Source organism: Streptomyces venezuelae, assembly GCF_008642275.1.
GTDB classification, from domain to species: Bacteria; Actinomycetota; Actinomycetes; order Streptomycetales; family Streptomycetaceae; genus Streptomyces; species Streptomyces venezuelae_E.
In genome coordinates this window covers 4,772,064-4,796,760 of sequence record NZ_CP029189.1, presented here as the reverse complement: position 1 = coordinate 4,796,760, position 24,697 = coordinate 4,772,064, and the positions used below count along the sequence as shown (strand labels likewise).

The following is a 24,697-nucleotide window of genomic DNA, read 5'->3' as shown; positions in this document are numbered from 1 at the left end:
GCCAGCGTCTTTCGGGTGCGAGTCGGCCGCACCCGAGTTGATCACTGCTGTTGTCATGCCAACAGGGGTGGTCGGGCTCGGCTGCCTCAGATGGCATCGGACTGGCCACCCCTTCCTATGGAAGGGAAACGGACTCCTTGACCGTCAAGATTCTCTGCGTGGCCGTCGTTCTACTGCTTGCCTCCCTTGCCGCCGTGATCTGCGGGAACGTGCTCCTCGTTCTCGGGGCGACGAAGCTCACGGCGATCGGTAGCGGCGGCGGCGCCTTCATCGGTGTCAGCGGCCTCGGGATGCTGATCCTGAGCTACCTTCTGCCGGCATCTTGATCGGGCCGAAGGGCCGCGCCAGGCCATGACGGCCTGGCGCGGCCCTGGCCGCATACACCTGCGCGCGACATCGGAACGTCGAGCGTAGAGCTGGAACGTGCGGAAACGTTGTTTCGGAAGGGCCTCTCCCAGCACCATCCCAGCACGGGCGGTCAGTAGTGATACCGAGCCGCAAGGACGATGATCTCCTTGTCCGTGACCAGGTAGACGAGGCGGTGCTCGTCGTCGATCCGCCGCGACCACGCGCCGGGCAGGTGGTACTTCAGAGGTTCGGGCTTGCCGATCCCTGAGAACGGGTCACGTCTGACGTCCTCGATGAACTTGTCGATCCGGGCGAGCATCTTGCGGTCGTCCTTGAGCCAGGACGTGTAGTCCTCCCCGCCCTGATCCTCAAAGACAAGCCTCACGCGGCACCCGCACCCTCACCCTCGTCCGCCGAGTCCGGATCGATCAGCTCGCGCTCCAACACGTTGATGTTCGCCAGGGCGTTCTCGTACGCCTTGAGCAGCCGGCGCGCGTTCACCGGAGAGCGCAGCAGGTACGACCCTTCGCGCAGGGCTGCGTAGTCCTCGGCTGAGACGAGTACGGCGTTGCCGTGCTTCGAGACGATCTCGATGGCCTCGTGGTTCTCGTTGACCTTCTTGATCAGCGAAAAGAGTCCCCTGCGAGCTTCGCTGGCGGTTATGGACATGGCCTGACCTCCTCCCCGAAGTGGTACCTAATGAAGCGGAATGCCTGAAGCCCGATCCTGACCTGCGGCGGAGCCCCGCACAGCGCCCTGACCTGGGATTTCCCCGTGGTTGTGTGCGTTGGCACCAGACAGTCATTTACGGGTGCCTTGCGGACTGGCCTACAGGCCCTCGATGGAGTCGAGGTGCCTGCGGAGCTCCGCAGTGATGTCTTCGTCTCCGCCCTGGGCCGGCAGCGGCCATGGGTCCTGCTCGCCGTTCGCCACGGCGAGGCTGCTCGCGAACCAGACGAGGTGCGGTGCGGGAGCGAAGGAGTCTCGGAGCCACCGGGCGAAGACAGCAGCCTCACCGGCGGTCACGTCGGTCAGGGTGATATAGGCATAGTCGGGCTTCGGCATCGACGCCGTCCCATCGATCCACACGTCCGGTGCCAGCTCGATTTCAAAGTCGAGTACGGGGACGCTGTGGATCCCCGAGATCCGATACTCCACGGTGGGCTCGGGGAATGCCTCCCTCAGAGCCCTCTCCAGCGACTCGGCAGTGGCACGCCATGCTCCGCCGTCACCCTGGGGCGGGTAGAAAGCGAAATTGGTGCGGATATTCCGTTCAGTGGGCACGGTCTTCCTCTGTCTCACGGCACGTATCGCGTCAAGCCCTGCGTACCCGACATTGCCATCATGGACTGCCAGTAGGCAGCGTTGTCCTTGCCGTTCGTGACGATCTCCAGTCCCCGTATCCCGCTGTTCGCGGGGTTCTCCATAGCTTGCTTGTACCGAACGAGCTCCTTCTCGTCACCGGCGTACATGGAGTCGATGACGGGATCCCAAGCGATCTTTCCCTGCGAGTCCACCTTGACCGGTTTGGTCAAAGTCTCTTCCAGGCGGTCAAGCGATCGGAAGCTCTTCTTCTTGCAGTCGGGATCCCGCACATGCTTCGCCTCGACGAGGTACCCGTCGACCGGCCGTATGCCGTCCACCATCAGTCCACGGTTCTTGCCGGCCAGCGGCACCTCCCGCTCCGGGTACCCGGAAGTGCGCAACTGGTAGGCGTTGTCCGGATCGCTCGAACCTCCGCCGCCTGCGAAGCCGCCAGGCGTGAGCGAGTTCATCCACGTGCGAAATTGCTGCTGCTCAGAGGCCGTGAGCAGCTTCGTGGTACCGGGGACCGGGGCGATGGGATCGGCGAACGGGATGCCGGGGTCGACAGAGTTGACCATCGGGAGGAGGGCAGGGGCCCCCGCATACGACGCGAGCCTGATCGGCAAGGGGACGGGCACGCGGATGAGCGGAGGCAGGAACGGCACCCCGGGGAGTCCGGGGGCTCCAGGACCTTCTGCATCGGGGAGAGCGACTCGCGCGGCAGAGGAGTCGAGCGCGTGGGCGACGTCGCCCAGATCGCGAATCCAGGAGTCGCCGAGAACGGCATCGTGCAGCCCACCGTCGTAGCCGTTGGCTCCGAACATGGGAGTGTCCCAGGGCATGTCCACTTCGAACAGGTCGCTCTTGTGTTCCTGGATCTTCGCCTTGGCGGCTTCCACGTGATCGGCGTACCGATGGCACGCCTTTGCCAGCTGGGAGCAGGCGGCGACCAGGTTCGTCACCAGGGGTTCGTCTTGCTGCGCCTTCGCCGGCGGGCAGGTGAGACCGACAGAGTGCTTGAAGTACGACTGGAAGGCATCTGCCGCCTCCCCGGAGTGCGCTTTGCCGGCGGTCGATGCATAGGTCTGGGCGTCTTCCAGGAAGCGCTGCAGGAGGGAGCCCGCGTGCTGCCAGGACTTGGCAACGTCGCGGATCTTCTCCGGTGAGCCGCGGAACCGGTCACTACGCCCCACCGGCGCGTACTGGTCGTACCAAGCGGTTTCGCCGACCACTTCGGGGAGCCCCTGCCCGAGGCCGAGATAGGTCTCCGTGCAGTCGGCACCCGGGTCACCCATGCCCACGGTGAGGTCGACCTGCTTGCCCAGGAACGCCGACACCTGCCGGCTCTCCGCAGCCATGAATTCACGGGCATTGCGCATCAGACCGCGACTCGTGGCCCCGAAGACGTACGAGCTGAACCCCATCTTGTCCAGTGCCGTGGACGCCGCGGACATGTAAACCTTCGCGAACGAGCGGCCCGCATCGTCATCACCGGCCATCCCGTGCTGCCGCGCCAGCTCGTGGCCGAGCGCGATGGCGGTGTCCCGAGCCCCACGCATCGACTCGATCAGCCCCATGGATCCGCGGATCATGCCCTCCGCGATGAACTCCAATTCAGGCGCAAGCCCGCTCATGGCGCGCCTCCCCCACTGCAGAAGTGAACGATCAAGCTAACGCACGAATGCAGCAACGTCTGCGCGAGATTGCGCCTACCGTTCGAATGATCGTCGAGGAGGTCTCCCCGGGGTCAAAGCGTTCTGCGGAACGTTGCGGACAGCACAACGGCCTGACCCGCATTCTCGCAGGTCAGGCCGTCTTCAGGTGTGCGATCAGACGTTGAAGCGGTATGCCTGCGGACCGATCCTGACCTGCGGCGGAGCCCCTCCAGGGCTCTGAACTGGGATTTCCTCGTTGACGCCCGTTGGCTCCCGACAGCCATTTACGGGTGTCCTGCGGACTGGCTGCGGACTGGTCGGGGTCCCGAGGCAGAGAATGCCAGGGCGCACCCGCGGAACCTGCAACGAGACTGCACAGGTGAGCGACTCCTACCCGTGCTCCTGCTGCGGGCGCCTCGTTCTGGGCGCCACGCCCAGCTCGTACGAGATCTGACCGAACTGCTTCCGGGAGGACGACGGGGTCCAGTTCCCCTGGCCGGCCATGGGCGGCGGAGCAAGCAACGAGTTGGGCATGCTGTGAGTGCACGCATTCCACACCGCCATCTTGGCTGCTCGGCAGTTCGCGGGATGCTCTCAGCGCGTGTATGGATCAGCCAGCGACAGTGGCGTCCGAGCCGCCTCCAGGGCCTCCCCCGGAAAGGCGGGTCCGGCGGTGTAGAAGCGGGCACGGGTACGGCCGACCGGTGTCAGAACCTCGCCCGCGACCAGGTCCCGCAGGTCGCGTTGGGCCCGCTGCAGACTCAGGTCCTCCGCTCGCTCGTAGCGCGTACGACGCACCCGCCCGGACATCGCCACGTCGTGCAGAGCGGAAACCACCCTCTCTTCCAGTCCCCGGACCTCCGCGAACTCACCTAGCAGAAGCCACACCCGACTCGAACGCTCCAGGCGGTTGCGCACGGTCTGCGCCTGCTGGTGGTACGCGGTGAGGTTGAAACGGACCCAATCGGAGACGTCCTGGTCGGGGCGGTAGGTGGACCCCCGGCGCTGCAACTCGCGGTAGTACTCCCAGGTATTGCCGGGGCGCCCCAGCCAAGCCTCGATCGAGGAGAACTCGGGAGCCAGTTCTCCCTGTCTCGCGATCATGAGTGTTTGGAGGGACCGGGACATGCGGCCGTTGCCATCCGCCCACGGGTGGATGGCAACAAGGTGCAAATGCGCCATGGCGGCCCGCACCAGCGGGTGGGTGCCATCGTCCGTGTTCAGCCACTCGACCAGTTCACCCGTCAACGCAGGCACCTCGGCCGCGTCCGGTGCCGTATATGCCGCGATGCTGGGGTCGCGGACGTCCGTCACGTACACCGGTCCGCGGCGCCACTGCCCGGCCGGCTTCCGCGGGGTGTGCCGGTGTCCCTGCAGCATCCAGTGGAGCGCGTTGAGCAACTCCTTGCCATATCGGAAGTCCGCGACATCGTGCAGCGTCTGGATATAGGTCATCATCCGCTGATAGGCGAGCGTCTCCTCGCGGTCCTCCTCGGAGACGTCGACATCCCGCTCGCCCTCCAGGAGGTCCTCGACGTCGACCGTGGACACTTTGAAGCCCTCGATCGAGTTGGAGGCCGCCACCGCATCCGCGGTCAAAAACTTGCGCAGCCCTTCGGTCCACTTCGCCGGAGTGGACCGGACCTGGAGCCGCAACGAGCGGCGAAGATCTTCGATCTCACCGAGAACACGCTGATCCTCGGCTTTGAGAGCAGGCGTGGGGAAGAGCATGCCCCTCACCATAGACTGACGCAAACATTACGTCAATGCGTCAGCATCCGCGACGACTCGACGCCGAGCCTTCATGGGAAGGACGAAGAGGTCGAGCCCACGAGAAGGTCAGGGGCGGCAGCGTGCGCCTCGATGGCGGCGTGAACGCGAGACGGGGCCGTACCGCGGTCATAGCGTCCCTGCGCGCCGCGCACCTTGCGAAGGTCGAGGAGACCGAACAAACATCTACCAACGACCAGGACCCCAGTGCTACGAGTGCCGGTTGAGTCCGGGTTCGCTGCCGTCGGCGGTCCGAATGCACGATGCAGCCGGGCCAGGTCGAGCCGTTCTGCGGACTGTTGCGGACAGCACAACGGCCCGACCCGCGTTCTCGCAGGTCAGGCCGCTTTCAGGTGTGCGATCAGACGTTGAAGCGGAACTCCACCACGTCGCCGTCCTGCATGACGTACTCCTTGCCCTCCATGCGGGCCTTGCCCTTGGCGCGGGCCTCGGCGACCGAGCCGCACTCCACCAGGTCCGCGAAGGAGATGACCTCGGCCTTGATGAAGCCGCGCTGGAAGTCGGTGTGGATCACGCCGGCCGCCTCGGGGGCGGTGGCGCCCTTCTTGATGGTCCAGGCGCGGGTTTCCTTCGGGCCGGCCGTCAGGTAGGTCTGCAGGCCCAGGGTGTCGAAGCCGACGCGGCCGAGGGTGGCGAGGCCGGGCTCGTCCTGGCCGACCGACTGCAGGAGCTCAAGGGCTTCCTCGTCGTCCAGCTCGGAGAGGTCCTGCTCCAGCTTGGCGTTCAGGAAGATCGCCTCGGCCGGGGCGACGAGGGCCGACTGCTCGGCCTTGAAGGCGTCGTCCGTCAGCTCGTCCTCGTCCACGTTGAAGACGTAGAGGAAGGGCTTCGTGGTGAGCAGGTGGAGCTCGTGGAGGAGGTCGCCCTGCTCCGTGCCCTTGGTGATGCCCTTGGAGAAGAGGGTGTCGCCCGCTTCGAGGATCTTCTTCGCCTCGACGACGGCCGCGAGGACCGCGACCTTCTCCTTCTGGAGGCGGGACTCCTTCGTCAGGCGCGGCTCGGCCTTCTCGATGGACTGGAGGTCGGCGAGGATCAGCTCGGTGTTGATCGTCTCGATGTCGTCCTTCGGCGAGACCTTGCCGTCGACGTGGACGACGTTCTCGTCCTTGAAGGCGCGGATGACCTGGCAGATGGCGTCCGACTCGCGGATGTTCGCCAGGAACTTGTTGCCCAGGCCCTCACCCTCCGAGGCGCCGCGCACGATGCCCGCGATGTCGACGAAGTCGACCGTCGCCGGCAGGACGCGCTGCGATCCGAAGATGCCCGCGAGGACGGCCAGACGCTGGTCCGGGACACCGACGACGCCGACGTTCGGCTCGATGGTGGCGAACGGGTAGTTGGCCGCCAGCACGTCGTTCTTGGTCAGGGCGTTGAACAGGGTCGACTTGCCGACATTCGGCAGGCCGACGATTCCGATCGTGAGCGACACGTTGGCGACTTCCCGTAGCTGGAGGGGGCGGCGGCCCGGGAGTGGGCCACCGGACAGTTTACTTTCCGATGAGTGGCGGTGGATGTACGCGTGTCCGCGGCCCGATCCGGCCCGCTCCCCGCCTACTTTGGTGGCGTGGAGCAACACAGGACGCGATCGGCCCCTCACCAGCAGCGACCGCCGGCCCAGCGCCAGGCACCACGGTCCGCCGCGGTGCCCGCCCAGGCCGGCAGCGGTCCGCGGCGGTCCGCGCTCGCGCGGCGGATGCCCCGGCCCCGGCTGACCGGGCTCGGCGGCGGGCTGTTCGCGTGCGCCGCCATGGTGCTGGCGGGCGGGATCTGCTGGCTGCTGTTCGGTTCCTCGCTCTTCGTCTACGGGCTGCTCTTCCTGCCCGTGGCGGCCGCCACCGCGCTCTGGGTGCGGCCCGCCGACCTGATCACCGCGCCGATCGGCGTGCCCATCGCCTTCGCCGCCGGGGTGTGGCCCATCTCGGGCGGCTCCGGCGGCATCGGCGGGCAGCTGATGGGGCTGGTGTCGGCGCTGTCCCTGCACGCCGGCTGGCTGTACGCCGGGACGCTGGTCGCCGCGCTGATCGCCGTCGTCCGCAAGGCCGTGCTGATCGGCAGGCGGCGGATGCCCCGGCGCATGGCCCGGTGAACCGGCCGGCTACTTCTTCCCCGTCGTAGCCGCCTTCGTTGCCTTCGCCGCCATCGCCGCGCCGACGATGCCCGCGTTGTTCTGCAGCTTCGCCGGGACGATCTCGGCCCGTACGCCTTCGATCAGCGGCAGGAACTTCTCCGGCTTGCGGCTGACCCCGCCCCCGATGATGAAGAGGTCCGGGGAGAACAGCATCTCCACGTGCTGGAGGTACCTCTGCACGCGGTGCGCCCAGCGCTCCCACGTGAGGTCGTGGTCCTCCTTGGCCTTCACTGACGCCCGTGTCTCCGCGTCGTGGCCCTTCAGCTCCAGATGTCCCAGCTCCGAGTTCGGGACCAGCCGCCCGTCCGTGAACAGGGCGCTCCCGATGCCCGTCCCCAGGGTGAGCAGGAGGACGGTGCCGCCCCGCCCGCGCCCGGCCCCGTACGTCATCTCGGCGACGCCCGCCGCGTCCGCGTCGTTCAGCACGGTGACCGGCATGCCGCCGCCCAGCTCGCGTGCGATCAGCGCCGCCGCGTCGACGCCGATCCAGGACTTGTCCATGTTGGCCGCCGAACGGATGACGCCGCCGGTGACCACGCCCGGGAAGGTGACCCCCAGCGGCCCGTCCCACTCGAAGTGGCGTACCACCTCGCCGACGCACCCGGCCACCCCCTCGGGGGTGGCCGGGTGCGGTGTCAGTACTTTGTGGCGTTCCTGAGCCAGGTCGCCGCGCTCCAGGTCCACGGGAGCGCCCTTGATCCCGGTTCCGCCGATGTCCACGCCGAAGATCTGCATGGACATACCGTACGAAACGAGTTACTTGTCGGCGACCAGTTCGGCGGCCTCGGCGCGCAGGTCGCGGCGGAGTTCCTTCGGCAGCGAGAAGACGATCGACTCCTCGGCGGTCTTGACGATCTCCACGTCCGCGTAGCCGCGCGCGGCCAGCCACTCCAGGACCTCCTCGACCAGGACCTCCGGAACCGAGGCGCCCGAGGTGAGGCCGACCGTGGTGACGCCCTCCAGCCAGGCCTCGTCGATCTCGCTCGCGAAGTCGACCAGGTACGCGGCCTTGGCGCCGGCGTCCTTGGCGACCTCGACCAGCCGGATCGAGTTCGAGGAGTTCTTCGAGCCGACCACGATGACCAGGTCGGAGTCGGCGCCCATCACCTTGACGGCGGCCTGCCGGTTCGAGGTGGCGTAGCAGATGTCGTCGCTCGGCGGCGAGACGAGCAGCGGGAACTTCGTCTTCAGCGCGTCGACCGTCTCCATGGTCTCGTCGACCGACAGGGTGGTCTGGGACAGCCAGACGACCTTGGACTCGTCGCGGACGGTCACCTTCTCCACGTCGTGCGGGCCGTCGACGATCGTGATGTGGTCCGGGGCCTCGCCGGAGGTGCCGATGACCTCCTCGTGGCCCTCGTGACCGATGAGGAGGATGTCGAAGTCCTCGTTCGCGTACCGGATGGCTTCCTTGTGGACCTTGGTGACCAGCGGGCAGGTCGCGTCGATCGTCGCGAGCTTGCCGCGCGCCGCCTCCTCGTGCACCACCGGCGCCACGCCGTGCGCGGAGAACATCACGATGGAGCCCTCGGGCACCTCCTCCGTCCGCTCGACGAAGATGGCGCCCTTCTTCTCCAGGGTCTGGACGACGTACTTGTTGTGCACGATCTCGTGCCGGACGTACACCGGCGCCCCGTACTGCTCAAGGGCTTTCTCGACGGCGATCACCGCTCGGTCCACGCCCGCGCAGTAGCCGCGGGGCGCGGCGAGCAGGACACGGCGGGAAGCGGCAGCGGAGGCGGGAGCAGTCATGTGCTCCATCGTACGGGGGTCTCCAGGAGGCCGGGCGTCCCCCGTCCTGCACACACTTGCCCGAAAGCCCGCGCCACCCCCGTACCGCCCCCGTACCGCCCCCGCCACTGCCGCCCGTACCGACCCCGTACGGCCCCGCGCCGACCCCGACCGCCCCGCCTGCTCGCCCCTCACCGCCCACACCCCGGAGGACGGATGGCTTCCGTTACGGATTCCAGTGCCGCGGCGCCCACGGCGCTGCGGCGGAGCCTCGGTTTCCGGGATCTGGTCGTCTACGGGCTGCTCTTCATCGCCCCCATGGCCCCGGTCGGCGTCTTCGGCACGCTCGACGCCAAGTCGCACGGCGCCGTCGCCCTCGTCTACCTCTGCGCGACCGTGGCGATGGCCTTCACGGCCTTCTCCTACGCGCAGATGGTGCGGGTCGCCCCGCAGGCCGGGTCGGTCTTCACCTATGCCCGAAAGGGTCTCGGCGAGGGCCCGGGGCTGATCGCCGGATGGATGGCGATGCTCGACTACCTCCTGATCCCGGCGGTCGCGTACCTCTTCTCGGGGATCGCGATGAACGCGCTGGTGCCGGAGGTCTCGCGGTGGGTGTGGACGGCCCTGGCGGTCGTGATCACCACCCTGCTGAACCTGTGGGGCGTACGGGCGGCCGCGCGCGTGGGCTTCGCCGTGCTGGCCATGGAGATCCTGGTCCTGCTCGTCTTCGTGGTGGCCGCGGTGACCGTACTGGCCCGGGGCGGGGCGCGGCGCGGCTGGCTGTCCCCGCTGACCGGCGACGGTTCGCTCGGCTTCAGCACGGCCGCGGTGCTGGGGGCGGTGTCGGTGGCGGTCCTGTCCTACCTCGGCTTCGACGCCATCGCCTCCTTCGCCGAGGAGGTGACGGGCGGATCGGAGCGGGTGGCGCGGGCGGTGCTGTTCTGTCTGGCGCTGGCCGGGGTGCTGTTCGTCGCCCAGAGCTATCTGGCGGCGCTGCTCACGCCGGTGTCCGCGGCGGAGCTGGCGGCCGAGCCGGCGTTGCAGGGGCCGGCCTTCTACGACGCGGTGGAGTCCGCCGCCGGCTCCTGGCTGCACGACCTGGTCGCGGTCAGCAAGGCGATCGGGGCGGCCTTCGCGGCGCTGGCCGGGCAGGCGGCAGCCGGCCGGCTGGTGTTCGCGATGGCCCGGGAGCGCCGGCTCCCCCGGGTACTGGCCCGGACCTCGGACGGCACTCCGCGGCCCGCGCTGCTGGTGGCGGCCGCGATCACGCTGGTCGCGGCCGTGTGGGCGGCCCGGCGCGACGACGGGCTCGACCAGCTGGTGTCGGTGGTGGACGTCGGGGCGCTGGTGGCCTTCACCCTGCTGCACGCCTCGGTGGTGGGCTGGTTCGTGGTCAAGCGTCGCGAGGGCCCGCCGAACTGGTGGAAGCACCTGGTGATGCCGGTCCTGGGTGCGGCGGTGACCGTCGCGGTGATCTTCGAGGCCTCCTGGACGGCGCAGCTGGTGGGGGCGGTGTGGCTGGCGGTGGGCCTGGCCGTGCTGCTCGTCCAGCGCGGCCGCCGGGGCCTCCCCGGCGACACCGGTGCCGGGGCCTGACGCACTGTCGGCGGCGCCGGATAGCCTGCGTGCATGGGTCTGAATACGTCGGCCGAGGCGCCGCTGCCGGTAGGTCAGGTGTCCCGGCTCATCGGGGGCTGGATCGACCGGCTCGGCCAGGTGTGGGTGGAGGGGCAGATCACGCAGCTCTCGCGGCGGCCGGGAGCGGGGGTGGTCTTCCTGACGCTGCGCGACCCCTCCCACGACATCTCGGTCAGCGTGACGTGCTTCCGCCAGGTCTTCGACGAGGTCGCCGACGTGGTGTCCGAGGGCGCCAGGGTCGTCCTGCTGGCCAAGCCCGAGTGGTACGCCCCGCGCGGGCAGCTGTCCCTGCGGGCCACGGAGATACGGCCGGTCGGCATCGGGGAGCTCCTCGCCCGGCTGGAGCGCCTCAAGCGGTCCCTGGCCTCCGAGGGGCTCTTCGCACTGGACCGCAAGCAGCCGCTTCCCTTCCTGCCGCAGCTGATCGGGCTGGTGGTGGGGCGGGCCTCGGCGGCCGAGCGCGACGTCCTGGAGAACGCCCGGCGCCGCTGGCCGGCGGTCCGCTTCGAGGTGCGCAACGTCGCCGTCCAGGGGGTGCACGCGGTGCCCCAGGTGGTCCAGGCGGTGAAGGAGCTCGACGCGCTGGACGAGGTGGACGTGATCATCGTGGCGCGCGGCGGTGGCAGCGTGGAGGACCTGCTGCCGTTCTCCGACGAGGAGGTCGTCCGGACCGTCGCCGCGGCCCGTACCCCGGTGGTCTCGGCGATCGGCCACGAGCCGGACTCCCCGCTGCTGGACCTGGTCGCGGACGTCCGGGCCTCCACGCCCACGGACGCGGCGAAGAAGGTGGTGCCGGACGTCGGTGAGGAGCTGGAGCGTGTACGCCAGCTGCAGGCCCGGGGGCTGCGCGCGGTGAGCGGGCTGCTCGACCGGGAGGAACGCGGCCTCGCGCACGCCCTGGCCCGGCCGGTCTTCGTCCACCCCCAGCGGATGGTGGAGATCCGCGAGGACGAGCTGGAGGCCCTGCTGGGCCGCGCCCGGCGCACGCTGGGGCACTTGCTGGACCGGGCCGACTCGGAACTGGCGCACACCCTCGCCCGGGTGGTGGCGCTGTCCCCGGCGGCGACCCTGGAGCGCGGGTACGCCGTGCTGCAGCGGGCCGACGGCCATGTGGTGCGCTCGCCGGAGGAGGTCGCGCCGCACGACGTGCTGCGCGCGCGGGTGGCGGATGGCACGTTCTCCGTGACGGTCTCCCCCGCGGACGCGGTCGGCCCGGCGGACGCCGCGGACGCGGCCGGCGCGGCGGACCCGGCCGGCGCGGCGGACTCGGCCGGCGCGGCGGACGCGGCGGACCCGGCCGGCCCGGCCGACCCCGAGGCCGCTTCGCAGTAGCGACACACGGCCGCAATCACGTGGTCGCACGACACACAGAGGATGGATACGGGAATGACAGAGGCCAAAACGGCGCTGGGGTACGAGCAGGCCCGCGACGAGCTCATCGAGGTCGTCCGCAAGCTGGAGGCCGGCGGCACGTCGCTGGAGGACTCCCTGGCGCTCTGGGAGCGCGGTGAGGAGCTGGCGAAGGTGTGCCGGCACTGGCTGGAGGGGGCTCGGGCCCGGCTGGACTCGGCGCTCGCGGCACGCGAGGGCGCCGAGGAGGAGTGACCCGGGGGTGACCCCGGAGGGCCCGGGACGCGGGCCCGGCAAGTGATCCCGATCACCAGCAGGCCGATTTAGTTGAAAATTCATCTAACTTCGCCGTAGAGTCTGGGACATCGCTTCACCTCCGTATGGAAGAAGGCTTTCCCGATGTCTCTCGTTCTTGACTCCGCCGCGCAGGACCTGCTGTTCCGCGAGGCCCGCACGGCCAACTCGTTCACCGACGAGCCGGTCACCGAGGAGCAGGTCCAGGCGATATACGACCTGGTGAAGTTCGGCCCGACCGCCTTCAACCAGACCCCGCTGCGCATCACCCTGGTCCGCTCCCCCGAGGCCCGCGAGCGCCTCGTGCAGCACATGGCCAAGGGCAACGACGCCAAGACCGCCACCGCGCCGCTGGTCGCGATCCTCTCCGCGGACAACGAGTTCCACGAGGAGCTCCCGCAGCTGCTCCCGCACTTCCCGCAGGCCAAGGACGCGTTCTTCTCCGAGCGCCCGGTCCGCGAGCAGTCCGCGCTGCTGAACTCCGCGCTGCAGGCCGCGTACTTCATCATCGGCATCCGCGCCGCCGGCCTGGCCGCGGGCCCGATGACCGGCGCCGACTTCGCCGGCATCCAGAAGGAGTTCCTGGACGCCGACCACACCCCGATCATGGTCATCAACATCGGCAAGCCGGCCGCCGAGGGCGCCTGGTTCGACCGCTCCCCGCGTCTGGGCTTCGACGAGGTCATCACGACCGTCTGACCGGCTCCGCCGCAGCAGCACACGTGAGAAGGGCCGTGCCCCCGGGACTCCGGGGGCACGGCCCTTCTCGCGTACGCGGTGCGCGGCTCGCTCGGCTTGCGCGACTCGCTCGACTTGCGCAGCTCGCTCGGCTTGCGCGGCCCGCTCGGCTCGCGCTGCTCTGGCTTACTTGCCCTGCTTGAACTCCAGCGCCGCCGCCAGCACACCCAGCTGCTCGAAGGAGGCCGTGCCGGTCACCACCGTGACGTGGCCCTGCTCCTGCCGCACGAGCGCGTCGTACTTCTCGCCGTCCCAGCGCTCCCAGGTCAGGTCCCCGACCTGCTGCGTCTGTCCGGTGGCCGTCGCGTGCTGGGTGACCTTGGCGAGGTACTTCGCCGAGGTGTCCGTGGACTGCTCCACCGCCGCGTACTGCTCCTCCGGGTCGAGGAAGCCCAGGTGCCAGGCGTTGGCGTTCTTGCGCTCGTACGTCACCGAGGTCGCCCGCCACTGCTCCTGGAGCCCCACGGGGGCCGCCACGGGATACGGGGCCGCACGCCGGGCCGTCAGGGTTTCCACCCGGTAGTCGACCGTGCGCGTCGGATCGGCCTTCTCGTCATGCGGGACGAAGAGGTAGATCCCGGCGACGACGATGCCGATCACCCCCAGCGACCGGACCATGTCCCAGACCGTCTGCTTGCCTTTCATACCTGCCACGGGACCCATCGTCCCGCATCGCGGGACGGCGATCACCGCCGGGGTCGCGGTGCGGCGCGCGTCGGCGGACCCTGGAGCGCAAGACGTCCGCTCAGGACAATCGGCTGACCGATATGCCGCTCATACGTGACCCGCCCTGCTCAATATGTCGACGTACCGATAGAGTTCCAGCACCCTCACTTCCCGGCCGTCGCCGTACAGAAAGGTGCGCTCCGATGACCGAGCACAACCTGCCGCCCCAGCTCGAAGTCTCCCCGGAGGCCCCCGACCGCAACCTCGCACTCGAACTCGTACGGGTCACCGAGGCCGCCGCCATGGCCGCGGGCCGGTGGGTCGGACGCGGTGACAAGATCGGCGCGGACGGTGCCGCGGTCAACGCGATGCGCACCCTGATCTCCACCGTCTCGATGAACGGCGTCGTCGTCATCGGCGAGGGGGAGAAGGACGAGGCCCCCATGCTCTTCAACGGCGAGCGGGTCGGCGACGGCACGGGCGCCGAGGTCGACATCGCCGTGGACCCGATCGACGGCACCACCCTGAACGCCAAGGGCATGCCGAACGCCATCGCCGTCCTGGCGGCCGCCGACCGGGGCACCATGTTCGACCCGTCCGCGGTGTTCTACATGGAGAAGCTGGTCACCGGCCCCGAGGCCGCCGACTTCGTCGACATCAACGCGCCCGTCTCGGTGAACATCCGCCGGGTCGCCAAGGCCAAGAACATGGCCGTCGAGGACGTCACCGTCGTCATCCTGGACCGCCCCCGCCACGAGGGCATCGTCAAGGAGATCCGCGAGACCGGCGCCCGGATCAAGTTCATCTCCGACGGCGACGTCGCCGGCTCGGTCATGGCCGTGCGCGAGGGCACCGGCGTCGACCTGCTCCTCGGCATCGGCGGCACCCCCGAGGGCATCATCTCGGCGTGCGCCATAAAGTGCCTCGGCGGCACCATCCAGGGCAAGCTCTGGCCCAAGGACGAGGCCGAGCGCCAGCGCGCGCTCGACGCCGGTCACGACCTCGACCGCGTCCTGACCACGAACGACCTGGTGTCCGGCGAGAACGTCTTCTTCGTCGCCACCGGCATCACCGACGGCGAGCTGCTGCGCGGCGTCCACTACCGCTCCGAGACCGCGACGACGTCCTCGCTGGTCATGCGCTCGAAGTCCGGCACGATCCGCCGGATCGACTCCACGCACCGCCTGTCGAAGCTGCGCGCGTACAGCGCGATCGACTTCGACCGCGCGCACTAGTCACGGAGTGAGGAAGCGAGGGGGGCGGTCACCGCGTGCGGCGGGACCGCCCCTCACGCACATCCGCGCCCGCGGCCTGGCGGTCCGGCGGTCCGGCGGCCGGCCACGGTCGGCGCACCGGCGCCACCAGCGGCCCGGCGGCCCCGCGACCGGTTCAGCCCGCCGCGGCGATCGGCCCGGCCCCCGGGGCCTGGCGCAGTTCGGCGGCCCGGCGCCGCATCCGCGCCAGCACCACCCGTCGCTCGGCCGCGGTGAGCCCGCCCCACACCCCGTACGGCTCGGGCTGGAGCAGTGCGTGCTCCCGGCACGCGACCATCACCGGGCAGCGGGCGCAGACCCGCTTGGCGGCCTCCTCGCGGGAGAGCCGGGCCGCGGTCGGCTCCTTGGAGGGCGCGAAGAAGAGCCCCGCCTCGTCGCGGCGGCACACCGCCTCCGCATGCCATGGGCCGTCCTCCGCCCTCGCCGGCACCCGCGGCTTCGGCACGGCCGCCGCACGCCCCGGAAGACTCTGGACGGCGGCTACCTGCAAGGACTGATGCGGCGGATGCGGCACGGTCTACTCCTGACGACGTATACGTGAGCGAGAGACGACGCACCTGTCCCTACCCGCTGTACGCGCCCCTATGCACCACGCGCCACCGCCCGCCGGGGGTTCGTCCGAAACGAGACCCCTGCGGGCGGGCGGTCACACCGCGGGCGCGGACCATCCGGGATCCCGTCCGAGGAAGGCCAGCAGGCGCGCCGCGGCGCCGTCGTCCGCGCCGGGCGGGAGCGTGAACACCGGGCCGTAGGCGAAGCCGCGCAGGGGCTCGGCGAGGGCGTCGGCGGCCGGGCGCAGGGACGCGGCCAGCGCATCGGTCAGGGCGTGCGGCCGGCCCGTGGCGACGGCGATGTCCCAGGCGTGCACGGCGGCGTCCAGGGCGGCGGCGCCGACGGCCGTCCCGGCCGGTACGGAGAACGGCGGCAGCGGCACGGCCACCTCGCCTTCGCCGGGGGTGACCCCTGCGAAGGCCGCGGCTGCGGCCGCGAGCGCCGGGTCCAGCAGGGCCTCGGGCGGGCCCGCCAGGGTGGCGGAGGGCGCGAAGGGGTCTTCGGCGGGCCCGGGCCCGCCGGTCAGGCGGGCGGCGTAGGCGAGCTGGTCGCCCGCGGCGTGCCGCAGGACCTGGGTGACGTTCCACTGCGCGCAGGGGGTCGGGCGGTCCCAGCGGTCGGCGGGCACCCCCGCGACGGCCTCGCGCAGCGCCTCGTACGCCTGGTCGAGCAGTTCCCATCGGGTTGTCGTCATGACCCGGACCCTAGACCGGTCCCGTCGCCCGTCGGCCGTCGCGCGTCGGCCGGATCCTGTGGGATCCGCGGCCCGCCGGACCCCTCCGGGTCAGCCGTCCAGGCGCTTGCGCAGCTTGTGGGCCAGGTCCACCAGGCGGGCGCCCAACTTGGGCCGCGCCTCGATGTTGCCCAGCAGCGCGAAGCCCCGGACGATCACCACCGGCGCCTGCGGGTCGGTCTCGCCGCGGCCCTCGCCGCGCACCTCGAAGTTGCCGAGGACCCCGCTGCCGTAGCCGCGCAGGGTGACGTTCTCCGGGACCAGGACCTCGACGTTACCGAGGACGCAGGTCACGTTGATCTCGGTGACCTGCTGCTCGAAGACCGCCTCGGTGAGGTCGATGGTGATGTCGCCCATGACCGAGACCGCGCGGGTGTGCGCGCCCGGCCGCCAGCGGCCCTTGCGCGCGGAACTGCTGCACACGGCCACTATGGTCTCGGCGGGGCCGCCCGGGGTGGTGGAGGGGGCCGCGTGGGCGGGTGCGGCATGGACGCCGCCGGGCGCGGGCAGGTCCCGTACGAGCACTTCCAGTTCGCCCACGGTCTTGACCGCGTAGAGCGTGTCCAGCCGGTCGGAATGCTCCTCGGCCGTCAGCCGGCCTTCGGCGAGGGCGTCGCCGAGGATCTGCGCGATCCGGTCCCGGTCCGCGTCGGAGGCGCGCAGCTCGGCGGGGGCGGCCGGCGCGGGAGCGGAAGCGGATGCGGGTGCGGGGGCGGCGGGGTGCTTTTCCAGGTCCACGACGCCCAGCATAGCCAGACACGATAGATCGCGATACTGCCGAGTGAGCCTTACCTCACAGACACGCGCCCGGAGAGAGGTCCTACGCTGGTTAACCGCGCTGCCAATTGGTCGCCAGCGCCGTCTGCCGAGTGAGGAATGACTGCCGTCATGCCAGAGTTTGCGTACACCGACCTGCTGCCCCTGGGCGAGGACACCACCCCGTACCGGCTGGTGACCGCCGAGGGCGTGTCCACCTTCGAGGCGGACGGCCGTACGTTCCTCAAGGTCGAGCCGGAGGCGCTGCGCAAGCTCGCCGAAGAGGCCATCCACGACATCCAGCACTTCCTGCGCCCCGCGCACCTCGCGCAGCTGCGCCGCATCATCGACGACCCCGAGGCCTCCTCGAACGACAAGTTCGTGGCGCTCGACCTGCTCAAGAACGCGAACATCGCGGCGGCCGGCGTCCTGCCGATGTGCCAGGACACGGGCACGGCGATCGTCATGGGCAAGCGCGGCCAGAACGTGCTGACCGAGGGCGGGGACGAGGCGGCGCTGTCGCGCGGCATCTACGACGCGTACACGCGCCTGAACCTGCGCTACTCGCAGATGGCCCCGATCACCATGTGGGAGGAGAAGAACACCGGCTCGAACCTGCCCGCGCAGATCGAGCTGTACGCGACCGACGGCGGCGCGTACAAGTTCCTCTTCATGGCCAAGGGCGGCGGCTCGGCCAACAAGTCCTTCCTCTACCAGGAGACCAAGGCGGTCCTCAACGAGGCCTCCATGATGAAGTTCCTGGAGGAGAAGATCCGCTCGCTCGGTACGGCGGCCTGCCCGCCCTACCACCTGGCGATCGTGGTCGGCGGCACCTCGGCCGAGCACGCGCTGAAGACCGCCAAGTACGCCTCGGCGCACTACCTGGACGAGCTGCCCCGCGAGGGCTCCCCGCTGGGCCACGGCTTCCGTGACGAGGCCCTGGAGCAGCAGGTCTTCGAGCTGACCCAGAAGATCGGCATCGGCGCGCAGTTCGGCGGCAAGTACTTCTGCCACGACGTCCGCGTCGTGCGCCTGCCCCGGCACGGCGCCTCGCTGCCGGTCGCGATCGCCGTGTCCTGCTCGGCGGACCGCCAGGCCACCGCGAAGATCACCGCCGAGGGCGTCTTCCTGGAGCAGCTGGAGACGGACCCGGCGCGCTTCCTGCCGGACACCACGGACGAGCACCTGAACGAGGCCTCGGACGTCGTCTCCATCGACCTGAACCAGCCGATGGACGACATCCTCGCGACCCTGACCAAGCACCCGGTGAAGACCCGCCTGTCGCTGACCGGCCCGCTGGTCGTGGCGCGCGACATCGCACACGCCAAGATCAAGGAGCTGCTGGACTCGGGTGCGCCGATGCCGCAGTACCTGAAGGACCACCCGGTCTACTACGCCGGTCCCGCGAAGACCCCCGAAGGCTACGCGTCGGGCTCCTTCGGCCCGACCACGGCCGGCCGCATGGACTCCTACGTCGAGCAGTTCCAGGCGGCGGGCGGCTCGAAGGTCATGCTGGCCAAGGGCAACCGCTCCCAGCAGGTGACGGACGCGTGCGGTACGCACGGCGGCTTCTACCTGGGCTCGATCGGCGGCCCGGCGGCGCGCCTGGCCCAGGACTGCATCAAGAAGGTCGAGGTCCTGGAGTACGAGGAGCTCGGCATGGAGGCGGTCTGGAAGATCGAGGTCGAGGACTTCCCGGCCTTCATCGTCGTAGACGACAAGGGCAACGACTTCTTCCAGAACCCGGCCCCGGAGCCGACGTTCACCCACATCCCGGTGCGCGGCCCGGGTCTGTAGCGGCATACGCCGGTGGGTCCCTCCCCCGTTCGGGGGAGGGACCCACCGGCGTATCCGCCCATCGGCAGATGGCAGTGGGGCGGGCTCCCGGCGAGGCTTCTTCCGTAACCAAACAGCCCTTGGAACACGGGAGTTCACCATGAAGAACCGCAGGCGCGCCCTCGTCCTCGCCGGAACCGGCGCCGCTCTCGCCGCCACCCTGATCGCGGCGGCCCCCGCACCGGCCGCGCCCGCCGACCCCGCCGCGCCGGCCTCGTCGGCCGCCTCGAAGCCCGCCTCCGTGCACGGGGGCGGCACGATCTTCTTCCCCTACTCGGCCAAGGACGACATCCGTTTCACGGTCGACGCCGATTCGACCCCGTGGACGAGGCCGCTTCCGGCCCCGGGCGGCGAGAAGGGCCTGCCGACGGACGCGCGGGGCCGGGTGACCATCTCCCACCACTACGCGGAGTCCGGTTTCACCGCCACCGCCGAGGCGGAGGTGGACTGCCTGGTCACGGGTGGCCGGACCGCCACCCTCACCGCCGTGGTCAAGACCTCGAACGTCGGCTGGGAGGGCAAGCGGATCGGCATCAGCGTGCAGGACGGCCAGCGCGGCGAGCCGGACCGGGTCGGGTTCTCCTGGGCCGTCGCCAACGTGGACGTGAAGCCGGACGGCACGGTGGCCGAGGGCACCGTGGGCACGTGCATGGCCCCGGCCCCCTTCACCGAGGTCACCAGGGGCGCCTTCAAGGTCGCCCCGGCGCCCCTGGCCCCCCTGCCGAAGCCGTAGTCACGGCGTCGGAGCCGACAGGTACCGGGCCTCAACGGGGGTGGCCCGGTACCCCGTCCGGCGCGCCGCCGCGAGCTCCGCGACGGTCAGCCCGTACACCCGGCGCAGCAGCGCGACCGGCACCCCGCAGGGCCCTCCGACGGACAGCCGGACGGCGCCCTCCCGGGCGAGGATGCGCTCCCGGACCGGGGGCGGTGGGACGCCCCGGCCGCGTTCGCAGGCGTAGATCTCGTATGCGGGGCAGTGGTCGAAGCCCTCCCAGCGCAGCTCGCCGTCCCGGATGAACTGCCAGTCCTCCCGGACGCACTCCTCGCAGGGCTCGCAGTGCAGGACCCTGTACATCTGCCGTTCCGCCATCCGGGCAGCATGCGGTACCGGGGCGTCGGGCGCGTGCGGATAACGTCGGGGCATGACGCACACGCACCTCCGTACCGACCGCGCCGTCCGGGTCGTCGCCCATCGCGGGGCCTCCCACGAGCACCCCGAGCACACCCTGGCCGCCTACCGGCAGGCCGTCGCGGACGGTGCCGACGCCCTCGAATGCGACGTACGGCTGACCGCCGACCACCGGCTGGTCTGCGTGCACGACCGGCGGGTGGAGCGGACCTCCGACGGGCGCGGGGTGGTGTCCGCCATGACCTACGAGGAGCTGTGCGCGCTCGACTTCGGCGGCTGGAAGGGCGAGGAGCACCGGGGGGCGCAGGTGCTGCTCTTCGAGGACCTGCTGAAGGAGGCGCTGGCCGCCGACCGGCCCGTCGGGCTGGCCGTGGAGACCAAGCACCCCACCCGCACCGGCGGCCGGCTGGAGGCCGAGCTCGTACGGGTGCTGAAGGAGCACGGGCTGGCGGACGGCTCCTCGGGGCTGGTCGAGTTGATGAGCTTCTCGCGCAACGCCCTGGTCCGGCTGAACCGGCTGGCGCCCGGGCTGCCCGCCGTCTATCTGATCGAGCGTCGGCTGCGGCCGGTCCGGCCGCCCTTCGCGGGGCACGCGGGGCCGGGCATCGACCTGGTGCGCAAGGATCCGGGGCTGGTGGGGCGGCTGAAGGCCAAGGGGCTGCGGGTGCGGGTGTGGACGGTGGACGAGCCGGAGGACGTGGAGCTGTGCGTGCGGCTCGGCGTGGACACCCTGATCACCAACCGGCCGCGCGAGGTGCGGGAGTACCTGGGCTCGCTGTGACGGGGGCCGGGGCCGGAAGCGGTACGGGTACGGGTACGGGTACGGGAACACCCGGCCGGGGTGCGCCGGCCGGGCGTGGGGGGTCTGCGGGTGCGGGGCGGTTATGCGAAGCGCTGGTTCGCGGATCCGTTGCAGGTCTGCAGGCGCAGCGGTTCGTGGGCGGCGGCCACCGTCAGGCACATGCCCGGGGCGGCGGCGGGGCGGTAGGTGGCGCCGTCGCGGACGAACTGCTGGTTGGCGCCGCCGTGGCAGTTCCAGATGATCAGGCCGGTGCCGGAGCCGTAGTTGGCACCGGGGGCGTCGAGGCAGCGGTCCTGGGTCAGTTCGATGTGGAGGGACTTGCGGGCGGTGTCGTACCACCAGCCCTGGTTGCGGCCGCCGTGGCAGTCCCAGCCGACGATCTTGGTTTCGTCGGCGCTGGAGCCGCCGAAGGCGTCGAGGCAGTTGCCGGTGGCCTCGTTCTTGAGGGGCTTGAACTTGTCGTCCCAGGCTCCGGCCTGCAGGACGGGCGTCCCGGTGCTCGCGGGGTCGGCACAGGAGGCCTCGCGCAGGCCCGACGCGTAGAGCTGGGTCAGGCAGGACGCGAAGGCGCCGTGGCCGCGGTAGTTGGGGTGGAAGGACTGGCGGGCGGTGTTCTCGTCCCACGGGAAGTGGTCCCCGAGGTCCAGGTAGAGGCCGCGGGCCCAGGTGTCCTCCATGCAGACCTCGTGGCCGTGGAAGAGCCGCGAGTTGTCGAGGTAGATCGCGCCGGAGGCGAGGGCCGCGGCGCGCATGCCCTTCTCGAAGGCGGGCACGGCGTAGTTGCGGCCCCAGGCGGCGTCGGAGTCGTAGCCGGCGCAGCCGCCGGGCAGCTTGCCGGGGAAGTTCGGGTTGTCGTAGAAGTCGGGGCCGATGGGGCTGGGGTAGCCCATCACGACGAGCTTGTAGTCGGAGTCGGCGTAGCCGGCGTCGCGCATGACGGTCCTGAGGTCCGCGACGGTGGCCTCCACCTTGGGCTTCAGGCCGTCGACGCGTGCCTGCCAGCCGGGCCCGTACTTGGGCTCGCAGGTGCCCTGGATGAGCACCCAGCGGGTCACGCAGTCGGTCATGACCGGGCCGAACTGGAGGTCGTCGTTGGCCCCGGCGACCAGCAGGACCATCTTGATCTTCGCGTTGCGCGCCTTGACGGCCAGGTTGTCGCTCTGCACCAGCTCGTCGGCGTACTGCTTGGTGCCGCCGATCCTGATGTTGCCGGTGTAGCCGCCGGAGCAGGCGACGTTGAAGGTCAGGTCGGCCGGGATGCCGGTGCGGTGGATCGCCGAGTCCGGCGAGCGGTGGCACTGGTTGTTCGGCGTGTTGGTCGCGGGGTCGTAGTTGCCGACGCCTTCGCCCGAAATCTCGCTGTCGCCCAGCGAGATCAGGCCTGTTTTCCGCTCGTTCAGCGGGCGCACGGCGGGGTCGCCGTAGATCTTGGTGGCCTCCGCGGCCCGGATGGCCTCCAGCTCGGGCGACAGCGGCACGGCGACGGCCCCGGAGGCCGGTGCCGCCTGGGCCATGGGGGTGACGGCGGTGACACCCCCGAGGGCGGCCGCGATCGCCGCGGCGGCGGCGAAGGTAGATCTGAGCATGGGTCTCGTACGGGCACGTGCCATGGAACGCCTCCCCGGATATGGGTGTTACCCCCGGTATTTACTGGCCGGTAGGGGAGTTGGGAACAGTTCGAACAAGACAATTGCTCAACTTTTTGAGGAGGTCACAGAAATGACGGATGACCAGCAGGCCGACGCGTTCCGGACCGAGCACGACTCCATGGGTGACGTACGGGTGCCCCGGCACGCCAAATGGCGTGCCCAGACCCAGCGCGCGGTCGAGAACTTCCCCGTCTCGGGGCAGCGGTTGGAACGCGCCCACATCGAGGCACTCGCCCGGATCAAGGCCGCGGCCGCGGTGGTGAACGCGAAGCTCGGTGTCGTGGACGAGGACGTCGCCGACGCCATCCGCTCCGCCGCCGCCGAGGTCGCGGACGGGCGCTGGGACGACCACTTCCCCGTGGACGTCTTCCAGACCGGCTCCGGAACCTCGTCCAACATGAACACCAACGAGGTGATCGCCACCCTCGCCACCGAGCGCCTGGGCCGCGAGGTCCACCCCAACGACCACGTCAACGCCTCGCAGAGCTCCAACGACGTGTTCCCGTCGTCCATCCACATCGCCGCCACCGCCGCCGTCACCGGCGAGCTGATCCCGGCCCTGGAGCACCTGGCCGCCGCGCTGGAGCGCAAGGCGTCCGCGTTCGCGCAGGTCGTCAAGGCCGGGCGGACCCACCTGATGGACGCCACCCCGGTCACCCTCGGCCAGGAGTTCGGCGGGTACGCCGCCCAGATCCGCTACGGCGTCGAGCGGCTGCGGGCGGCCCTGCCCCGGCTGGCCGAGCTGCCGCTGGGCGGCACCGCGGTGGGCACCGGCATCAACACCCCGCCCGGGTTCTCCGCCGCGGTGATCGCCGAGGTCGCCGCCACGACCGGCCTGCCGCTGACCGAGGCCCGCGACCACTTCGAGGCCCAGGGGGCCCGGGACGCCCTCGTGGAGACCTCCGGAATGCTCCGCACGATCGCCGTCTCCCTCACGAAGATCTCCAACGACCTTCGCTGGATGGCTTCCGGACCGCGCACCGGTTTGGCCGAAATCAATCTCCCGGATCTCCAGCCGGGCTCCTCGATCATGCCGGGGAAGGTCAATCCGGTGGTCCCGGAGGCCGTCCTGATGGTCGCCGCCCAGGTCATGGGGAACGACGCGGCCGTCGCCGTGGCGGGCGCGGCCGGCAACTTCGAGCTCAACGTGATGCTGCCGGTGATGGCCAGGAACCTCCTCGAATCGATCCGGCTGCTCGGCAGCGCGAGCCGCCTGCTGGCCGACCGCACGGTCGACGGAATCACCGCCAACGAGGACCGGGCCAGGGAATACGCCGAGTCCTCGCCCTCCGTGGTCACCCCGCTCAACCGCTACATCGGCTACGAGGAGGCCGCCAAGGTCGCCAAGCGGTCCCTCGCCGAGCGCAGGACCATCAGGGAGGTGGTCCTGGAATCCGGTTACATCGAGCGCGGCGCCCTCACCCTGGAGCAGCTCGACGAGGCCCTGGACGTACTGCGCATGACACACCCCTGACCCCTGCAGCCCCCCTCGGGCGGGGGCCGGATCCGGTCGATTCCGATCGCCGGACCCCCCGGTGACCTGCACCGCAGCGGGCGCGGGGACCTCCGCCCTAAGATCTGCGCATGACAGGTACTTCCAAGCCCGGGGGCTCCGCGGCGCGGAGCGCGCCGCGGAGCCCCGCGCAGGGCCCGCGCTGGACGCCCGGGGAGCAGGTCCTCTGGCGCTACCGCGATCACGCCCCGGGACTGAAGGGCCCGGTCCACATCTGCCGCCCGGTGACCGTGGTCCAGGACACGGACGAGCTGCTGGCGGTGTGGATGGCCCCCGGCACCGAGTGCGTCAAGCCGGTCCTGGCCGACGGCACCTCCGTCCACGAGGAACCGCTCGCCACCCGCTACACGGCTCCGCGGACGACCGCACGGTCGCGCTGGTTCGGCGGCGGTGTCCTGAAGCTGGCCCGGCCCGGGGACCCCTGGTCGGTGTGGCTGTTCTGGGGCCCCGGCTGGCAGTTCAAGAACTGGTACGTGAACCTGGAGGAGCCGCGCTCGCGCTGGGCGGGCGGGGTGGACTCGGTGGACCACTTCCTGGACATCGCCGTCTACCCGGACCGCAGCTGGAAGTGGCTGGACGAGGACGAGTTCGCGCAGGCGCAGCGGTGCGGCCTGATGGACCGTGAGCAGGCCGACCGCGTACGGGAGGCCGGCCGCACGGCGGTCGGGGTGATCAGCGACTGGGGTGCCCCGTTCTCCGACGGCTGGGAGGACTGGCGGCCGGATCCGGCCTGGAGGATTCCGGCCCTTCCGGAGGACTGGGACCGCACCCCGGCGCATATGACGTCATGAGACCCTTGATGCGCCCCC

The 24,697-nt window shown here is 70.4% G+C and carries 27 protein-coding genes; 12 read left to right on the top strand and 15 right to left on the bottom strand.

The features are described 5' to 3' along the window. Nucleotides 1–137 precede the first annotated feature (137 nt). Nucleotides 138–326: a hypothetical protein gene (locus DEJ51_RS21480; RefSeq protein ID WP_150259042.1), complete on the top strand. Its 189-nt coding sequence runs from the start codon at nt 138–140 to the stop codon at nt 324–326. Nucleotides 327–478: 152 nt separating this feature from the next. Here DEJ51_RS21480 and DEJ51_RS21475 read toward each other — a convergent pair whose 3' ends face one another. The 7 genes from DEJ51_RS21475 to ychF form a co-directional block, all read right to left on the bottom strand. Then, nucleotides 479–733, bottom strand: a complete 255-nt coding sequence (locus DEJ51_RS21475) for a Txe/YoeB family addiction module toxin (protein WP_150259041.1) — start codon at nt 731–733, stop codon at nt 479–481. Continuing rightward, nucleotides 730–1,017: a type II toxin-antitoxin system Phd/YefM family antitoxin gene (locus DEJ51_RS21470; RefSeq protein WP_150259040.1), complete on the bottom strand. Its 288-nt coding sequence runs from the start codon at nt 1,015–1,017 to the stop codon at nt 730–732. Before DEJ51_RS21470 ends, DEJ51_RS21475 begins: the two co-directional genes overlap by 4 nt. Nucleotides 1,018–1,176: 159 nt before the next feature. Then, entirely contained in the window at nt 1,177–1,632 is a 456-nt protein-coding gene (locus DEJ51_RS21465) for a hypothetical protein (RefSeq protein ID WP_150259039.1), read from the bottom strand. Between the two features lie 14 nt (nt 1,633–1,646). Then, nucleotides 1,647–3,287 carry a restriction endonuclease fold toxin-2 domain-containing protein gene (locus tag DEJ51_RS21460; protein WP_150259038.1) on the bottom strand — a complete coding sequence of 547 codons (1,641 nt, stop codon included), beginning with the start codon at nt 3,285–3,287 and terminating at the stop codon, nt 1,647–1,649. Between the two features lie 411 nt (nt 3,288–3,698). Next, a complete protein-coding gene (locus DEJ51_RS34615; protein WP_190620541.1) occupies nt 3,699–3,842 on the bottom strand; it encodes a hypothetical protein in 144 nt (47 codons plus the stop codon). A gap of 60 nt (nt 3,843–3,902) precedes the next feature. Then, nucleotides 3,903–5,039 carry a Fic family protein gene (locus DEJ51_RS21455; RefSeq protein ID WP_150259037.1) on the bottom strand — a complete coding sequence of 379 codons (1,137 nt, stop codon included), beginning with the start codon at nt 5,037–5,039 and terminating at the stop codon, nt 3,903–3,905. Nucleotides 5,040–5,439: 400 nt separating this feature from the next. After that, entirely contained in the window at nt 5,440–6,528 is a 1,089-nt protein-coding gene (gene ychF, locus DEJ51_RS21450) for a redox-regulated ATPase YchF (protein ID WP_150259036.1), read from the bottom strand. Between the two features lie 213 nt (nt 6,529–6,741). On the opposite strand from ychF, the gene DEJ51_RS21445 reads away from it, so the two are divergent. After that, nucleotides 6,742–7,185, top strand: coding sequence for a DUF6542 domain-containing protein (locus tag DEJ51_RS21445; protein WP_411757333.1), 444 nt, complete (start codon nt 6,742–6,744; stop codon nt 7,183–7,185). 9 nt (nt 7,186–7,194) lie between these two features. Here the strand turns inward: DEJ51_RS21445 and ppgK are convergent, their stop codons facing one another. Together ppgK and DEJ51_RS21435 are read right to left on the bottom strand one after the other, a co-directional pair. Next, nucleotides 7,195–7,962 carry a polyphosphate--glucose phosphotransferase gene (gene ppgK / locus DEJ51_RS21440; RefSeq protein WP_150259035.1) on the bottom strand — a complete coding sequence of 256 codons (768 nt, stop codon included), beginning with the start codon at nt 7,960–7,962 and terminating at the stop codon, nt 7,195–7,197. Nucleotides 7,963–7,983: 21 nt separating this feature from the next. After that, a complete protein-coding gene (locus tag DEJ51_RS21435; RefSeq protein WP_190620538.1) occupies nt 7,984–8,988 on the bottom strand; it encodes a 4-hydroxy-3-methylbut-2-enyl diphosphate reductase in 1,005 nt (334 codons plus the stop codon). 186 nt (nt 8,989–9,174) lie between these two features. Here DEJ51_RS21435 and DEJ51_RS21430 point away from each other — a divergent pair, with 186 nt between their 5' ends. The 4 genes from DEJ51_RS21430 to DEJ51_RS21415 all read left to right on the top strand — a co-directional run bounded on the left by DEJ51_RS21430 (nt 9,175) and on the right by DEJ51_RS21415 (nt 12,939). Further along, a complete protein-coding gene (locus DEJ51_RS21430; RefSeq protein WP_150259033.1) occupies nt 9,175–10,554 on the top strand; it encodes an APC family permease in 1,380 nt (459 codons plus the stop codon). A 33-nt stretch (nt 10,555–10,587) separates the two neighbouring features. Further along, nucleotides 10,588–11,928, top strand: a complete 1,341-nt coding sequence (gene xseA / locus DEJ51_RS21425; protein ID WP_150259032.1) for an exodeoxyribonuclease VII large subunit — start codon at nt 10,588–10,590, stop codon at nt 11,926–11,928. A 54-nt stretch (nt 11,929–11,982) separates the two neighbouring features. Continuing rightward, entirely contained in the window at nt 11,983–12,201 is a 219-nt protein-coding gene (locus tag DEJ51_RS21420; protein ID WP_190620536.1) for an exodeoxyribonuclease VII small subunit, read from the top strand. Between the two features lie 144 nt (nt 12,202–12,345). Next, the gene (locus tag DEJ51_RS21415) at nt 12,346–12,939 is read left to right on the top strand and encodes a malonic semialdehyde reductase (RefSeq protein WP_030712043.1); all 594 of its coding nucleotides are present in this window, start codon (nt 12,346–12,348) and stop codon (nt 12,937–12,939) included. Between the two features lie 165 nt (nt 12,940–13,104). Here DEJ51_RS21415 and DEJ51_RS21410 read toward each other — a convergent pair whose 3' ends face one another. Then, complete coding sequence (locus DEJ51_RS21410) at nt 13,105–13,623, bottom strand: DUF4245 domain-containing protein (RefSeq protein WP_190620967.1); 519 nt, start codon at nt 13,621–13,623, stop codon at nt 13,105–13,107. Between the two features lie 224 nt (nt 13,624–13,847). On the opposite strand from DEJ51_RS21410, the gene glpX reads away from it, so the two are divergent. Beyond that, the gene (gene glpX, locus DEJ51_RS21405; protein ID WP_030011229.1) at nt 13,848–14,879 is read left to right on the top strand and encodes a class II fructose-bisphosphatase; all 1,032 of its coding nucleotides are present in this window, start codon (nt 13,848–13,850) and stop codon (nt 14,877–14,879) included. A 154-nt stretch (nt 14,880–15,033) separates the two neighbouring features. Here the strand turns inward: glpX and DEJ51_RS21400 are convergent, their stop codons facing one another. From DEJ51_RS21400 to DEJ51_RS21390, 3 genes are all read right to left on the bottom strand, one after another. Then, nucleotides 15,034–15,432 (bottom strand): WhiB family transcriptional regulator, encoded by a 399-nt coding sequence (locus DEJ51_RS21400; protein WP_373297353.1) that lies wholly within the window; start codon nt 15,430–15,432, stop codon nt 15,034–15,036. A 132-nt stretch (nt 15,433–15,564) separates the two neighbouring features. Next, nucleotides 15,565–16,164 (bottom strand): TIGR03086 family metal-binding protein, encoded by a 600-nt coding sequence (locus tag DEJ51_RS21395; RefSeq protein WP_150259029.1) that lies wholly within the window; start codon nt 16,162–16,164, stop codon nt 15,565–15,567. 90 nt (nt 16,165–16,254) lie between these two features. Beyond that, nucleotides 16,255–16,941 (bottom strand): DUF1707 domain-containing protein, encoded by a 687-nt coding sequence (locus DEJ51_RS21390; protein WP_223835914.1) that lies wholly within the window; start codon nt 16,939–16,941, stop codon nt 16,255–16,257. A 150-nt stretch (nt 16,942–17,091) separates the two neighbouring features. On the opposite strand from DEJ51_RS21390, the gene DEJ51_RS21385 reads away from it, so the two are divergent. Together DEJ51_RS21385 and DEJ51_RS21380 are read left to right on the top strand one after the other, a co-directional pair. After that, the gene (locus DEJ51_RS21385; protein ID WP_150259027.1) at nt 17,092–18,756 is read left to right on the top strand and encodes a fumarate hydratase; all 1,665 of its coding nucleotides are present in this window, start codon (nt 17,092–17,094) and stop codon (nt 18,754–18,756) included. A gap of 139 nt (nt 18,757–18,895) precedes the next feature. Continuing rightward, nucleotides 18,896–19,528, top strand: a complete 633-nt coding sequence (locus DEJ51_RS21380) for a hypothetical protein (RefSeq protein ID WP_150259026.1) — start codon at nt 18,896–18,898, stop codon at nt 19,526–19,528. Here the strand turns inward: DEJ51_RS21380 and DEJ51_RS21375 are convergent, their stop codons facing one another. Continuing rightward, nucleotides 19,529–19,885 carry a hypothetical protein gene (locus DEJ51_RS21375; protein WP_150259025.1) on the bottom strand — a complete coding sequence of 119 codons (357 nt, stop codon included), beginning with the start codon at nt 19,883–19,885 and terminating at the stop codon, nt 19,529–19,531. It abuts the gene before it with no gap. A 52-nt stretch (nt 19,886–19,937) separates the two neighbouring features. Between DEJ51_RS21375 and DEJ51_RS21370 the strand changes: the two genes are divergently transcribed. Beyond that, nucleotides 19,938–20,705, top strand: coding sequence for a glycerophosphodiester phosphodiesterase (locus tag DEJ51_RS21370; protein ID WP_150259024.1), 768 nt, complete (start codon nt 19,938–19,940; stop codon nt 20,703–20,705). A 101-nt stretch (nt 20,706–20,806) separates the two neighbouring features. Here the strand turns inward: DEJ51_RS21370 and DEJ51_RS21365 are convergent, their stop codons facing one another. Beyond that, nucleotides 20,807–22,312 carry a ricin-type beta-trefoil lectin domain protein gene (locus DEJ51_RS21365; protein WP_411757332.1) on the bottom strand — a complete coding sequence of 502 codons (1,506 nt, stop codon included), beginning with the start codon at nt 22,310–22,312 and terminating at the stop codon, nt 20,807–20,809. A 133-nt stretch (nt 22,313–22,445) separates the two neighbouring features. Here DEJ51_RS21365 and DEJ51_RS21360 point away from each other — a divergent pair, with 133 nt between their 5' ends. Together DEJ51_RS21360 and DEJ51_RS21355 are read left to right on the top strand one after the other, a co-directional pair. Further along, entirely contained in the window at nt 22,446–23,849 is a 1,404-nt protein-coding gene (locus DEJ51_RS21360) for a class II fumarate hydratase (RefSeq protein ID WP_150259021.1), read from the top strand. 110 nt (nt 23,850–23,959) lie between these two features. Further along, nucleotides 23,960–24,679 carry a DUF402 domain-containing protein gene (locus DEJ51_RS21355; RefSeq protein WP_150259020.1) on the top strand — a complete coding sequence of 240 codons (720 nt, stop codon included), beginning with the start codon at nt 23,960–23,962 and terminating at the stop codon, nt 24,677–24,679. The last annotated feature ends 18 nt before the right edge of the window (nt 24,680–24,697 follow it).

What these genes read in the sequence shown, in the direction of transcription:
- xseA (WP_150259032.1), top strand. Translation starts at nt 10,588, where the DNA reads ATGGGTCTGAATACGTCGGCCGAGGCGCCGCTGCCGGTAGGTCAGGTG.
- DEJ51_RS21415 (WP_030712043.1), top strand. Translation starts at nt 12,346, where the DNA reads ATGTCTCTCGTTCTTGACTCCGCCGCGCAGGACCTGCTGTTCCGCGAG.
- glpX (WP_030011229.1), top strand. Translation starts at nt 13,848, where the DNA reads ATGACCGAGCACAACCTGCCGCCCCAGCTCGAAGTCTCCCCGGAGGCC.
- DEJ51_RS21355 (WP_150259020.1), top strand. Translation starts at nt 23,960, where the DNA reads ATGACAGGTACTTCCAAGCCCGGGGGCTCCGCGGCGCGGAGCGCGCCG.
- DEJ51_RS21410 (WP_190620967.1), bottom strand. Translation starts at nt 13,623, where the DNA reads ATGAAAGGCAAGCAGACGGTCTGGGACATGGTCCGGTCGCTGGGGGTG.
- DEJ51_RS21380 (WP_150259026.1), top strand. Translation starts at nt 18,896, where the DNA reads ATGAAGAACCGCAGGCGCGCCCTCGTCCTCGCCGGAACCGGCGCCGCT.
- DEJ51_RS21455 (WP_150259037.1), bottom strand. Translation starts at nt 5,039, where the DNA reads ATGCTCTTCCCCACGCCTGCTCTCAAAGCCGAGGATCAGCGTGTTCTC.
- DEJ51_RS21435 (WP_190620538.1), bottom strand. Translation starts at nt 8,988, where the DNA reads ATGGAGCACATGACTGCTCCCGCCTCCGCTGCCGCTTCCCGCCGTGTC.
- DEJ51_RS21470 (WP_150259040.1), bottom strand. Translation starts at nt 1,017, where the DNA reads ATGTCCATAACCGCCAGCGAAGCTCGCAGGGGACTCTTTTCGCTGATC.
- DEJ51_RS21360 (WP_150259021.1), top strand. Translation starts at nt 22,446, where the DNA reads ATGACGGATGACCAGCAGGCCGACGCGTTCCGGACCGAGCACGACTCC.
- DEJ51_RS21370 (WP_150259024.1), top strand. Translation starts at nt 19,938, where the DNA reads ATGACGCACACGCACCTCCGTACCGACCGCGCCGTCCGGGTCGTCGCC.
- DEJ51_RS21430 (WP_150259033.1), top strand. Translation starts at nt 9,175, where the DNA reads ATGGCTTCCGTTACGGATTCCAGTGCCGCGGCGCCCACGGCGCTGCGG.
- DEJ51_RS21375 (WP_150259025.1), bottom strand. Translation starts at nt 19,885, where the DNA reads ATGGCGGAACGGCAGATGTACAGGGTCCTGCACTGCGAGCCCTGCGAG.
- DEJ51_RS34615 (WP_190620541.1), bottom strand. Translation starts at nt 3,842, where the DNA reads ATGCCCAACTCGTTGCTTGCTCCGCCGCCCATGGCCGGCCAGGGGAAC.
- DEJ51_RS21365 (WP_411757332.1), bottom strand. Translation starts at nt 22,312, where the DNA reads ATGCTCAGATCTACCTTCGCCGCCGCCGCGGCGATCGCGGCCGCCCTC.
- DEJ51_RS21420 (WP_190620536.1), top strand. Translation starts at nt 11,983, where the DNA reads ATGACAGAGGCCAAAACGGCGCTGGGGTACGAGCAGGCCCGCGACGAG.
- DEJ51_RS21385 (WP_150259027.1), top strand. Translation starts at nt 17,092, where the DNA reads ATGCCAGAGTTTGCGTACACCGACCTGCTGCCCCTGGGCGAGGACACC.
- ppgK (WP_150259035.1), bottom strand. Translation starts at nt 7,962, where the DNA reads ATGCAGATCTTCGGCGTGGACATCGGCGGAACCGGGATCAAGGGCGCT.
- DEJ51_RS21460 (WP_150259038.1), bottom strand. Translation starts at nt 3,287, where the DNA reads ATGAGCGGGCTTGCGCCTGAATTGGAGTTCATCGCGGAGGGCATGATC.
- DEJ51_RS21395 (WP_150259029.1), bottom strand. Translation starts at nt 16,164, where the DNA reads ATGACGACAACCCGATGGGAACTGCTCGACCAGGCGTACGAGGCGCTG.